Below are 13,374 nucleotides of genomic sequence, written 5' to 3' on the forward strand. Positions count from 1 at the left end.
GTCACCATCATCCTCCTATCTAGTCGAATTTTCTGACGATTCGTGTTTAAGAAGAATGAAGCAACGCTTCCTATTTATCTATGATGGATTGAGGCCAACTGACTCCACTAAGGAGTACAACTGATCTATTCATTCTTTGCAAAGGTATATAAAATAGTAATATGAAACGACTGGCGTAGACTCAACTATCAAATGCACTCATTTGTCCTGTCGCTCTTATCTAGGGATTGTTGAGAGGCTTGTGGGGCGCAGATAGATGTTTAGTTTACTAGGGTTCTGGCGCGATGGATTCTCAGACTGTTTTTGCACTGTCTATCAATGAAGCATAGACAGAGTAACGACAGACATATTGACACCCAATCGTTTAGTCCGACCCGCGAGGGGTCGATTTTCTACCACGTTCGTCTATCCATCGGTCGTTCGGGGCTTTGCCCCTCCGACCGACGGCTACGATGCGTCGGACCTCTACGAGGTCCTTTCTTATCAGAGTGATCGAAGTGGTTAGAAGCTAGAGGTTAGAAGTTAGAGATTAGAGGGGATGGTGGGGGCTAGTGGCTCTAGTGGCACTAGGAGCTCTATTGTCTCTAGCCAATAGCCAACAGCTAACAGCTAACAGCTAACAGCTAATCGCCAGCAGCCAACAGCTAATCGCCAACAGCTAACAGCTAACAGCTAATCGCCAACAGCCAACAGCTAATCTCTAATTTTCGTACCTTTGAAGTCGTAAGTTTTACCCGTGAGCCGATGGTCTCACCTTTAAAGTAAAGAACCTCTATCGCATTATGAGCAACGAAATGACTGATCAGACTTTATCAACCCAAGAGCAGCCTATGAGCATCGCTGAGCGTGCTGCCGACAATATCCGTGCCCTCGCTATCTCGATGGTCGAGCGCGCTAAGAGTGGCCACCCCGGTGGGGCTATGGGCGGAGCGGACTTTATCCAGGTCCTCTTCTCCGAGCAACTGCGCTATGACCCGCGTAATCCGGAGCACCCCGCACGGGATCGCTTCTTTATGGATCCTGGCCACATGTCGCCGATGCTCTACGCACAGCTCGCACTGGCGGGATTCTTTACGATGGATGAGCTGGCAGCTTTCCGCTCGTGGGGCAGTCCTACGCCAGGGCACCCAGAGCTTTGTCGTAGCCGTATGATCGAGAACACGAGTGGTCCGCTGGGACAGGGACACACCTACGCTGTGGGTGCTGCCATCGCGGCTAAGTTCCTCCAGCACCGGCTTGGCGATACGCTTATGCCACAGCGTATCTACGCTTTTATCTCTGACGGCGGTATCCAAGAGGAGATCAGTCAGGGTGCGGGGCGCATCGCTGGCGACCTGGGGCTGGACAACCTGATCATGTACTACGACTGCAACGACATACAGCTCTCGACGCGTGTCGAGGATATCACGGCTGAGGACGTTGCGGCTAAGTATGATGCGTGGGGCTGGAACGTTTTTGAGGTTCCTGGCAATGACCCAGCAGCGCTGAGTCAGGTGCTACAAGACGCTATCGAGACTTCCGAAGAGACGGGCGCACCGACGCTTATCATTGGCTACACCAATATGGCTTACAAGGCGGTCGACGAGGAGGGTAACCCGCTCGCAAACTTGATCGCAACGCACGGGCAGCCGATCTCTAAGGCGGGAGCTTCGTATGCTAAGACAATGGAGGCGCTGGGTGCTGACCCTGACAATCCTTTTACCATATATAAGGATGTAGCAGCCTTCTACGCTGAGCGTCGCGAGGAGCTCATCGCCTACTGGGATGGTCAGTACAAGCTACAGGAGGAGTACAAGAAGGCGCACCCTGATCAGGCGAAGCTCTATGACCGGTGGTTTGCTGCAGAGCCTACCTACGATGTGGCTTGGCAGGAGATCGCTCAGAAGGCTAATCAGGCTACTCGTGCCGCCTCGGCAACGGTGCTCGGTGAACTGGCTAAGCGGGTGGACAATATGATTGTTGCTTCGGCCGATCTCTCGAACTCGGACAAGACGGACGGCTATCTCAAGGGCACGAAGGCACTTCAGGCGGACGACTTCTCGGGCAAGTTCCTCCAGGCTGGTGTCTCGGAGCTTACGATGGCTGCGCTCTGCGTGGGTATCACCCTGCATGGCGGTATGCGTGCGGCGTGCGGCACTTTCTTTGTCTTCTCAGACTATATGAAGCCGGTCGTTCGTATGGCTGGGCTGATGGAGCAGCCGGTCATCTTCATCTGGTCGCACGACTCCTTTAGAGTTGGTGAGGACGGACCGACGCACGAGCCGGTCGAGCAGGAGGCACAGATACGCCTCCTAGAGCATCTGCACAATCACTCGGGTCGTCGTGCCCTACAGGTGCTACGTCCAGCCGATGTGCATGAGGCTACGGTCGCCTGGCAGATGGCTATGGAAAACCTCCACACGCCGACGGCTCTCATCCTCTCTCGCCAAAACATCCAAGACTTACCCAATCCCACTTACGAGCGTGCTTGCCAGTTGAAGCATGGCGCTTACGTGGTCTCTGATACGACGCCTGCGGGCGAGACGCCCGACTTGACGCTCATCGCCTCGGGTAGTGAGGTGAGTACGCTAGTACAGGCTGCTGAGCTACTTAAGGGCAAGGGGCACAAGCTACGCATCGTCTCGGTACCGAGCGAAGGGCTCTTCTTCGATCAGCCTGAGGCGTATCGTGAGAGCGTGATCCCCGCTAAGGGCGCGCGCTTCGGTCTGACCGCTGGACTGCCTGTGACGCTTCTCCGCCTGGTCGGTGATATGGAGCATATCCACGGGTTGGAGAGCTTCGGCTTTTCCGCTCCTTACACGGTGCTGGACGAGAAGCTCGGCTTCACCGCTGAGGCTGTGGCGCAGCGTATCGAGGAGCTCTGTCGATAGGACACAAAGCTATGGGACTATTCTCACTCTTCAAGAAATCAAGCAAAAAGTCTCCTGACTCAACCGAATCGGTCGAGCAGGAGACCACTGACACCACACAAGAGGTAGGGCAGGTAGCGGAACAGGCGACCGAACCCAAGGCAGACACGCTCAAAGCGAACACGCTGAAGTTTGACGCGCTCCGTGCGCTCAAGATCGGCGAGGTGGACTTTGCGATACGTGCTCTGCACACTTCGCTGGAGGAGATCGACGATCCTGAGTGTCGCCTTTACTTAGCGCAGGCTTTGCAGCGCAAGCCCGACCTAGCTGGCTCGATGGCTGAGCTGACCACCATACTGGAGGCTTATCCGGACTATCCGATGGCTCTCTATGAGGCGACGAAGGTCTCGAATGGGCTGGACCAGCACAGCGAGACGATCGTCTACGCTGAGCGAGCCTTGGCAACCAAACTAGAGACGGCACAGCAAGCTGAGCTACACCGTATGAAAGCTCAGGCGCAGCTGGCTCTAGGTGAGTCTGAGCAAGCACTCGCTACCATCGACCAAGCGTTACGGCTGACCGACGAAGTGCCACTCTACTGGCTTATCAAGGTGAAAGCACTGATCGCTTTGGAGCGCTGGGAGGATGCTTTGGCGGTTGCTCTGGAGACGGCCGAGAAGTTCCCCGAGGAGGAGCGAGCTTACCTTTACGAGGGTTTGATCACGTACCACGAGGGCGACAAGGAGCGCGCTGAGCGTGCTTTCCGACAGGTGGTGGAGACGGATCCTTTCAACGTGGAGGGCTACATGCACCTGACGCATCTCGTCGAGGAGCTGCGTGGCAAGGAAGCTGCTGCCGATGAGATGGAGCAGGCTCTGGAGATGATTCCCCAGCCGACTCGTGCGCTCCTGGACTATGCCGCTCTACTATATAAGGAGTGCGACCGCACGGAGCAGTACGAGGGCGTGCAGCAGATGCTCGCAGAGCTTCCCGATGATGCTGAGACGAAGACGGGCGAGGTCAACTTCGCTGGTCTATACGCTGGAGGCTTTTACTAAAAGGAGAAAGCCTCGATGTCAGCCAAGCAACGCAAGTGGTATGTCGTATGGGAGGGCTATCGTCCAGGCGTCTACGACAACTGGCGGGACTGCCAGCTACAGGTCGTAGGCTTCCAAGGAGCTAAGTTCAAGTCCTACCCAACCTCAGAGCAAGCGCAGGAAGCGTTCGAACTGGGCTACCAAGAGGGACGCCAGCTGGGACAGCAGCATCGTGTCGCCAAGCCCGAGAGCAACCGACTGCAGGTACAGCACAGTGTGGAGCAAGCGCCTGACCAGTTGATCGGTGACAAGATAGCGCCTGCGGGTTTCATCAACCATTCGATCGCTGTCGACGGAGCCTGCTCGTCCAATCCGGGTGTGACGGAGTATCGTGGCGTCTACACCTTTAGCCATGCGGAGCTCTTTCGGGCGGTCATCCCGTGGGGCACCAACAACATTGGCGAGTACCTAGCCATCGTTCATGCCTTGGCGCTGATGGAGCAGGGCAAGCTCCCGCCACTGCCCATCTACTCCGACAGCAAGGTGGCGCTCGGGTGGGTGGCTCAAGCTCGCTGTCGTACGCGCCTCGACTCGACCGATCCACGTAGTGCTAAGACCTACGAACTGATCGTCCGTGCCACACATTGGTTGAAGACGCACACCTTTCGGGTGCCACTGTTGAAGTGGAACACGGTCGCTTGGGGCGAGATCCCCGCAGACTTCGGCCGTAAGTAGCCGACACTTATGCGCACGCCACTCTTCGTCTGCAACATCGGCCACGAGGTCGCACTGGAGGCTGGCGACCCGCTTCACTACACTCCGCCACGGATCATTCGTCAGATGCGCTCCGCACTCTGGAGCCTGCCCCTTTGGGCAACGCCTTTGTGGCTCGAGGACGCAACGTGGTGGGTGCACCCCTTTGGCAAAAGCCTCTCGCCCTATCTCACTGACCGAGAGCTGAACCATATAGCGAAAGGTGGGGTAGGGGACGCCGAAATCACACTCTGGGGACACGAGCGAGGCTTGGCGCACAGCCTGGCGAAGCTATATGGACTAAACGCTGGAGAGGCGTGTAGCGAGCTTCCGCAGGAGCTGATGCCTTGCTGGACTAGAGCCGCAAGTGTACGTTTCTTCGAGAGCTACAGTAGCGTGCCGTGGCGCAGTCGTGTTGCGATGATCACTGAGATAGGCGCCTTGGCGGAGCTTTTGACCCATGGACCTTGTCTTGTCAAGCTCCCCTTTAGCAGCTCGGGGAGAGGACTCTGGCGCATCAATCAGTTGGACAACCAACTCGAAGAGACGCTTCGCAAGCTTTTGCAAAGGCACCGCACCCTCCTCGTGGAGCCTCTGCTCGACAAGCAGCAGGACTACGGTGCCGAGTACTATATAAATAAGGAGGGCGAGGTGCAGTTCGTCGGAATATGCGCCTTCGAGACGGACGACCAGGGGCGCTACCTAGAGAGCCTCTGCCAAGATCCCGAGGAGACGCTCCGACAACTCACAGACAGCCTCCCCAATCCCGACGAACTGCAACAAACTCTGGCGCAGCACAGCGCCTACCTCTCCCGTGAGGTGGCTCCCTACTACCAAGGCCCCGTTGGCATCGACCTGCTCACCTACCGCCCCGATGGAGCCAGCAGCCGTACCGCCCTGCACCCATGGGTCGAGATCAACCTGCGCTACACAATGGGGCACTACGCTCTAGACCTTTACCGTGAGCGCATCCCTCAGGGAAGCCGCAACCAATATCGCTTCGGCATCCTCTCCGCACCACGAGCCAAAGCCCTCCTCGCCACCGCCACGGCCCCTACACTAGACACCACAGGTCGCCTTCGCTCAGGCCTCCTCCCGCTCACCTCCCCCAACCTAGACACCGACCTCACAGCCGTCTCCCACCTCGCCTACCTCCGCACCCTCTGACCTACTCCGCCTCTTGCACTCCCCTGTCAACGCCTCCATAAAGAGGCCGTGGACTCACGAGCTCCACACCAACGCATCATATAGTACTGCCACAGCGCAGCAAGTATAAGCACCACCACAAAAGGGGGCTCAGTCGTATCTCCACGATTGAGCCCCTTATTTTTTTTGTGCGCTAAGCACGACGCCTCCACCATCCAGATCTGGTTAGACCGATCAACGATCCTAGCCCGCTACGCCACTCACGCTCCCGACCGATCAAAAAAACGAACTCTTGAGAGCGAATATCTCTCCCCACGGAGGAAAACCCCGATAGCTTACGAGGAAACGAAAATCCCCCACGGAGCCCCGAAATAAAACTTCGGAAGAATGAAATCAAACTTCGGAAGAACGAAATCAAAGTTCCGAAGAATGAAATCATAAGTTCCGAAGAATTTTTCCGCGCCTCCGTAGAGAATGAAAAGCCTCCACCGAGGAATCCTCGATTTCCTCCGCTCGTGACCGTACCCCCACCCGTCACACACCCCCGCCGTGCGCTCCACAGCGAGCCTCTCGTGATATCCGCCAAGTCTAGTTGCGAAGGCTATTGCAAAAGTGGAGATAAATACATATCTTTGCAAACAGATGTTGGAGTGTAGATCGTTTCAAAAGAAAGGTTTACGGTCTTAACAGAGATAGAGCAACTCCGACTAGCTCAGCGTACGCTCTCCTCTTATATCACATCGACCATCAACCATATAACAGAATAGAGCTATGAAGCAGTACTATATTGTCTCCTGTGGACACAAGCAGGGTCCATACTCGCTAGACGAGTTGGCATCGCAGGGGATTACACCAGAAACAATGATCTGGATGATGGGCTTATCTGCCCCATACCCTGCCAGCGAATTTGACGAGCTCCGCGCGCTCTTGGGGCTCCCACGCTCTGAAAACTCCTCCCCGAGCTCACGCGTAGAGTCTGAAGCTTCGCAAGCTACCACGCCTCACTCTCAGGAGTCCACCTCATCTCAGTACGGAGCTCCTCGCCTCGACATGGAGCACGACCGTAAGGAGCGAGGATTTTTCAAAAAAGCCATCAAGTACCTCTATGTAGCCAATGGCGTGATCGCCTTGATTCCGCTCATCTTCCTCATCTCCTTATACCCCTATAGCATAGCCTCTATATCTACTGCGCTAGTGGCTCCGACGCTTTGGGGATTCAAGTCGTACCCGCAAGAGTTTGTCACGACAATAGGGCAAGCTTTATATAGCAGGAGTAGCCTAGAGGTGCTGATCTATCTAGCCTTCATTGCAATACTCTTCTATTTCCTCTTTCTCGGTATACGGGGATTCCAATATTGGCAAAAGCGTAAAGCAGAGCTCTTCGCGACAGTGGATGTAGGGGATCAATCGAAGGTCTTGTCTGTATGGAGCCACTTTATAGAGAGCGCAGGTAAGTGGTATGCCTTCTGTTTCGTTGCCTTTCCAGTGGGATACTTGGCTATCGGGTATATAGCGTTCTTCTTTATAGGTTTGGCTGGAGGAGCTAATGTCGGAGCAATCTTCTTTACGGGTATTTCGTTTATCCTCTTGAGTGCACTCTTCCCCTTCATCTTCGCGGTCTTTTTCGTTGCCTTTACGCAGATCACGGCAAGATGTTTGCGCCTCTTTGAGCGACTCGCTCATGATGTATCCGACATGGCAGACATTCACCGAGCAACAGTAATGTCAGAGCCGGAGAGCGCCAAAGAAGAGCGTGCGACTGAGGCTGAAAAGGACAACTAAACTCTCTCGAATGAACGATCGCCACCGAGGAGCCTAGAATCTCCTCACTCCTCAATTTCACAGCGGGTTGCTCGTGAGTTTTGCGGGATAGAGAAGGGTCGCTGTGAGATTAGTTTGTAGCTTTGCGTCAGGTCGCAAAAGTTAGGAGTGAGGCAATCTCCTCGCTTGAGCAGCACTATTCAGCCCCTTGGACTATGTTCCTTGGGGCTGTCTCATTATCACAGCTTGTGTATTTTTCCATTGCCCTTGTTGTATTATTCGCCTGAGATCGGTCTCTGGACAGGGGAAATGTACGATAAAAGCAAGCTTGTCTGATTTCCTACCTAGGAATTTCCCAAATTCCTCCGTAGATATTTCTGATTTGCTACCTAGGAAATGGGCAAATTCTTCGGACTTATTTTTTGATTCTTCCGAAGTTTCATTTGATTCCTCCGAAGTTTCATTTGATTCCTCCGAAGTATTTTTTATTTCCTAGGTAGGAATTGGGGGAATTCCTAGGTAGCTATTGGACAAATTTCTAGGTAGGAATTCCATTCTTCGGGAGGAAGGAGTAATCAGAGAGGTTCCGTAGCCACTCTGTAGCGATACTTGAGCCCTGTATTCCTAATTGTCGTCATGTGTAGCTCCTAGACGGCTGGGTTATCATGCGTCAGCCTCCCCGTCAGCTCCGAAGTAGGGGGGGGCGTTGACGGTTGATATACCGACTGTGGACTTACTGCTCTCTTTACGTCTTGTCTTGTAGTGTATTAGCCTCCATGTTTTCGTGTGCCGTGTTTGCGAGGAGTAGCTTTCGGCAAAAAAAAAGTTTGCCGAAAGTTTGGTGGATTGGGGAAGATGTATTACCTTTGCACTCGCAACTCAAAAGAATGGGTCTTCGGAGGTGTCTGGAGAGCCTTGAGTGGTGAGCAAGTTTTAATGGATAGAGAGATGCTTGGACACTCTTATTATGTAATGGGTGTCTCTGCAATTTGGATACTCCTATATAATATATAGGTGTAAGACGCACGAGCGAGGCTCTCGAAAAAAAAACTTCTCCGAATATTTGGTGGATTCGAAAATTTGTTGTACCTTTGCATTCGCAACTCAAAAGAGAGGGGTGTCCGAGCGAGCTCGGTGATCCGACTGGTCAGAGGTGTCTGACGTAGTTTTCTAGAGATATGTACGGCAGGTGGCTTTGGAGGTTTCTTCCTTCATTAGCTTCGGAGTTTCTCAAGAGGTTTTCCACTTCTTGAAGGGCTCTCGAAAAAAAAAACTTCCCCGAATATTTGGTGGTTTCAAAAACTTGTTGTACCTTTGCACTCACAACCCGCAAGAAAGGCAGATCGCTCTTCACGTGTGAAGAGGTCTTGGTCTGGAGCTCCTAACGAGGGGTTACGCTTACGGGAATTATAGAAGCGATCTTTGATATATTTCATAACTAAACAATCAAAGTGTAGTGATCTAGAGTAGTATCTAGATCGAGCAATACCTAAGACAATCGAAATCTAGGTCTACACTGCGAGGACAATAAGCATAATAGCACAATAATCATCTTAGAGACAAGGCTTGAGAGTAGCGCTAGCTACAATGGGTCTTGTGTTATAACACAGAGAACAAACAAACAAAATACTAACAATGGAGAGTTTGACTCTGGCTCAGGATGAACGCTAGCGATAGGCTTAACACATGCAAGTCGAGGGGCAGCGAGATGTAGCAATACGTCGTCGGCGACCGGCGAATGGGTGAGTAACACGTATGCAACTTACCTCTTAGTGGTGAATAACTCGATGAAAGTCGGACTAATACACCATACTCTCCTTAGATCACATGAGAAGAGGAGGAAAGATTAATCGCTAAGAGATAGGCCTGCGTTCCATTAGCTAGTTGGTAAGGTAACGGCTTACCAAGGCAACGATGGATAGGGGGACTGAGAGGTTGACCCCCCACATTGACACTGAGATACGGGTCAAACTCCTACGGGAGGCAGCAGTGAGGAATATTGGTCAATGGGCGAGAGCCTGAACCAGCCAAGTCGCGTGAAGGAAGACTGCCCGCAAGGGTTGTAAACTTCTTTTGTATGGGATTAAAGTCGTCTACGTGTAGACGTTTGCAGTTACCATACGAATAAGCATCGGCTAACTCCGTGCCAGCAGCCGCGGTAATACGGAGGATGCGAGCGTTATCCGGAATTATTGGGTTTAAAGGGTGCGTAGGTTGCAAGGGAAGTCAGGGGTGAAAAGCTATAGCTCAACTATGGTCTTGCCTTTGAAACTCTCTAGCTAGAGTGTACTGGAGGTACGTGGAACGTGTGGTGTAGCGGTGAAATGCATAGATATCACACAGAACTCCGATTGCGCAGGCAGCGTACTACATTACAACTGACACTGAAGCACGAAAGCGTGGGTATCCAACAGGATTAGATACCCTGGTAGTCCACGCAGTAAACGATGAATACTAGATCTATGCGATACACTGTATGGGTCTAAGCGAAAGCGATAAGTATTCCACCTGGGGAGTACGCCGGCAACGGTGAAACTCAAAGAGATTGGCGGGGGTCCGCACAAGCGGAGGAACATGTGGTTTAATTCGATGATACGCGAGGAACCTTACCCGGGATTGAAATGTAGATGCATGAGGCTGAGAGGTCTCTTCCCTTCGGGGCTTCTATGTAGGTGCTGCATGGTTGTCGTCAGCTCGTGCCGTGAGGTGTCGGCTTAAGTGCCATAACGAGCGCAACCCGCGTCGATAGTTACTAACGAGTCAAGTCGAGGACTCTATCGAGACAGCCGTCGTAAGACGAGAGGAAGGAGCGGATGACGTCAAATCAGCACGGCCCTTACATCCGGGGCGACACACGTGTTACAATGGTAGGGACAGCGAGCAGCCATCTGGCGACAGAGAGCTAATCTATAAACCCTATCCCAGTTCGGATCGGAGTCTGCAACTCGACTCTGTGAAGCTGGATTCGCTAGTAATCGCGCATCAGCCATGGCGCGGTGAATACGTTCCCGGACCTTGCACACACCGCCCGTCAAGCCATGGGAGTCGGGGGTACCTGAAGAGCGTGACCGTCACAGGAGCGCTTGAGGGTAAAACTGGTGACTGGGGCTAAGTCGTAACAAGGTAGCCGTACCGGAAGGTGCGGCTGGAACACCTCCTTTCTGGAGACACGAGGCACTGAGAGGTTAAGATGCTTGAGGGAGCGATTCCTTTAGTATTGAGATCTCATCAAGACCTATCTCTAAGATTGGTGCTATTTTTTCTTACAAGTCTATCAGACGCAGTGAGACATGGATAGGTGATCGTCAGTAGGTACGCACGAGCTACAATATATAGTAGCATACACGATGAATAGAGTATTAGTTATGAAATCCATATAACATGGAGAATCGATGAAGCGAGAGCGACCCTGAGGCAACGCTCAGAGGCTGTCAGTCCGAGAGGCGGGCAGGAATAGAGAGCGGTCTCGAGACGTCGTCCACGTGTAGAGCGATAAACCCATGATAGGATATACGCCCTAGGTCATGCTTAGGTATGATAAACTAGAGAGTCCTATAGCTCAGTTGGTTAGAGCGCTACACTGATAATGTAGAGGTCGGCAGTTCAACTCTGCCTGGGACTACGATAGGACGGAGGCTTGTATATCTTATAAAATAAGATGGACGGGGGATTAGCTCAGCTGGCTAGAGCACCTGCTTTGCAAGCAGGGGGTCATCGGTTCGAATCCGATATTCTCCACATGGATGCTAAGACAGAGCGCAAGCAAAGAGAGGCATCAAGTGATCTTTGACATACGTAGCAATAGAAACAATAGAAACGAGTAACGAGCGTACTTAGGAATAAGTACGAACAAACAAAGAATACAAAGCGAGTAACGATTTTAGATCGTGCGCTAAGTAGTATAACTCAACTGAGATTGTATTGACTTAGGTTGATACAAGGCTCAAGGCGAAAAGTTATAAGGGCAGATGGCGGATGCCTAGGCTCTTGGAGGCGAAGAAGGACGTGATAAGCTGCGATAAGCTGCGGGGATTGGCACATACGAATTGATCCGCAGATTTCCGAATGGGGCAACCCACTAGACAGAAGGTCTAGTATCTCGTAAGAGAGGTCAACGGGGGGAACTGAAACATCTCAGTACCCTCAGGAAAAGAAAACAAAAGTGATTCCCTTAGTAGTGGCGAGCGAACGGGGAGTAGCCCAAACCGCAGATGTTTCGGCATCTACGGGGTTGTAGGAGTAGCACTAATGTACTATACACGTGTAGAAGAACGGCATGGAAAGGTCGACCAAAGAGGGTGATAGTCCCGTATTTGAAATGCGTTTATAGACAGAGCTACCACCTGAGTAGCGCGGGACACGAGAAATCCTGTGTGAATCTGCGGGGCCCATCCCGTAAGGCTAAATACTTCCAAGAGACCGATAGTGAACAAGTACCGTGAGGGAAAGGTGAAAAGAACCTCGATAAGAGGAGTGCAATAGACCCTGAAACCATCTGCTTACAAGCGGTAGGAGCCCCTTCGTGGGGTGACTGCGTGCCTTTTGCATAATGAACCTACGAGTTACCGTTGCCGGCAAGGTTAAGTACAGGTAAGTACGGAACCGGAGCGAAAGCGAGTCTGAATAGGGCGACGAGTCGGTAGAGGTAGACGCGAAACCAAGTGATCTACCCTTGGTCAGGTTGAAGGATAGGTAACACTATCTGGAGGACCCAACCGGTAAGCGTTGAAAAGCTTTCGGATGAACTGAGGGTAGGGGTGAAAGGCTAATCAAACTTGGAGATAGCTCGTACTCCCCGAAATGCATTTAGGTGCAGCCTTTGGTGTTTCTTGTATGAGGTAGAGCGACTGATTGGATGCGAGGCTTTCACCGGCTATCAAGTCCAGACAAACTCCGAATGCGTACAAGTTAGAGCCAAGGAGTGAGGGCATGGGTGCTAAGGTCCATGTCCTAAAGGAGAACAATCCGGACCATCGGCTAAGGTCCCGAAATCACCACTAAGTTGGACAAACGAAGTCAAGATGCGAAGACAGCTAGGATGTTGGCTTGGAAGCAGCCATTCATTTAAAGAGTGCGTAACAGCTCACTAGTCGAGGATTTTGGCGTGGATAATAATCGGGCATAAGTGGTGTACCGAAGCTGTGGGATGTGAATACATCGGTAGGGGAGCATTCCTATTGAGCAGAAGATACAGGGGCAACCTGTGTTGGATCGATAGGAAAAGCAAATGTAGGTATAAGTAACGATAAAGGGGGCGAGAAACCCCCTCGCCGAAAGACTAAGGTTTCCTGATCAACGCTAATCGGATCAGGGTTAGTCGGGGCCTAAGGATAAGCCTAATGGCGATTCCGATGGAAGAACTGGTTAATATTCCAGTACTAATATATTGAGTGATGTGGAGACGGAGAAGTGACACTACTGCCGACTGACGGAATAGTTGGTTGAAGGGTGTAGATAATTGGTTTGTAGGCAAATCCGCAGACCGAGTCGAACCTGAGAGTACACTGCGTGCGTGCACAAAGTGATAATGTAGGTAAGCCAGCTCCCAAGAAAACCCGCTAAACAATTGATATATTACCCGTACCACAAACCGACACAGGTGGTTGGGTTGAGTATACTAAGGCGCTCGAGAGATTCGCGGTTAAGGAACTAGGCAAAATGGTCCTGTAACTTCGGGAGAAAGGACGCCAGTGGCGACACTGGCCGCAGAGCATAGGCCCATGCGACTGTTTAACAAAAACATATGGCTGTGCGAAATAGAAATATCAAGTATACAGCCTGACACCTGCCCGGTGCTGGAAGGTTAAGAGGAGATGTCATCGCAAGAG

The 13,374-nt window shown here is 52.1% G+C and carries 5 protein-coding genes, 2 tRNA genes and 2 rRNA genes (1 of these 9 cut by a window edge); all 9 read left to right on the top strand.

Annotation, left to right across the window (positions count from 1 at the left end; translation table 11 throughout):
- Positions 1-782 precede the first annotated feature (782 nt).
- Positions 783-2,870 (top strand): transketolase family protein, encoded by a 2,088-nt coding sequence (locus L215_RS0101380; protein WP_044111572.1) that lies wholly within the window; start codon positions 783-785, stop codon positions 2,868-2,870.
- Between the two features lie 11 nt (positions 2,871-2,881).
- Positions 2,882-3,907 (top strand): tetratricopeptide repeat protein, encoded by a 1,026-nt coding sequence (locus L215_RS0101385; protein ID WP_025883532.1) that lies wholly within the window; start codon positions 2,882-2,884, stop codon positions 3,905-3,907.
- A 15-nt stretch (positions 3,908-3,922) separates the two neighbouring features.
- Positions 3,923-4,621: a ribonuclease H1 domain-containing protein gene (locus L215_RS0101390; protein ID WP_027451222.1), complete on the top strand. Its 699-nt coding sequence runs from the start codon at positions 3,923-3,925 to the stop codon at positions 4,619-4,621.
- A 9-nt stretch (positions 4,622-4,630) separates the two neighbouring features.
- Positions 4,631-5,806 carry an ATP-grasp domain-containing protein gene (locus tag L215_RS0101395; protein ID WP_025883531.1) on the top strand — a complete coding sequence of 392 codons (1,176 nt, stop codon included), beginning with the start codon at positions 4,631-4,633 and terminating at the stop codon, positions 5,804-5,806.
- A 750-nt stretch (positions 5,807-6,556) separates the two neighbouring features.
- Entirely contained in the window at positions 6,557-7,567 is a 1,011-nt protein-coding gene (locus tag L215_RS09565) for a DUF4339 domain-containing protein (RefSeq protein WP_027451223.1), read from the top strand.
- A 1,611-nt stretch (positions 7,568-9,178) separates the two neighbouring features.
- Positions 9,179-10,707: ribosomal RNA gene (locus L215_RS0101410) — 16S ribosomal RNA — on the top strand.
- A gap of 387 nt (positions 10,708-11,094) precedes the next feature.
- Positions 11,095-11,168 (top strand) — tRNA-Ile (locus tag L215_RS0101415).
- A gap of 42 nt (positions 11,169-11,210) precedes the next feature.
- Positions 11,211-11,284 (top strand) — tRNA-Ala (locus tag L215_RS0101420).
- A 210-nt stretch (positions 11,285-11,494) separates the two neighbouring features.
- Positions 11,495-13,374 (top strand): 23S ribosomal RNA (locus L215_RS0101425) (it continues 997 nt past the right edge of the window).
- Together the 16S and 23S rRNA genes with 2 tRNA genes alongside form the textbook arrangement of a ribosomal RNA operon.

Source organism: Porphyromonas uenonis DSM 23387 = JCM 13868, assembly GCF_000482365.1.
GTDB classification, from domain to species: domain Bacteria; phylum Bacteroidota; class Bacteroidia; order Bacteroidales; family Porphyromonadaceae; genus Porphyromonas; species Porphyromonas uenonis.

Bases quoted from the DNA above. Each gene is read 5' to 3' on its own strand.
- L215_RS0101380 (WP_044111572.1), top strand. From the start codon at position 783: ATGAGCAACGAAATGACTGATCAGACTTTATCAACCCAAGAGCAGCCT.
- L215_RS0101385 (WP_025883532.1), top strand. From the start codon at position 2,882: ATGGGACTATTCTCACTCTTCAAGAAATCAAGCAAAAAGTCTCCTGAC.
- L215_RS0101390 (WP_027451222.1), top strand. From the start codon at position 3,923: ATGTCAGCCAAGCAACGCAAGTGGTATGTCGTATGGGAGGGCTATCGT.
- L215_RS0101395 (WP_025883531.1), top strand. From the start codon at position 4,631: ATGCGCACGCCACTCTTCGTCTGCAACATCGGCCACGAGGTCGCACTG.
- L215_RS09565 (WP_027451223.1), top strand. From the start codon at position 6,557: ATGAAGCAGTACTATATTGTCTCCTGTGGACACAAGCAGGGTCCATAC.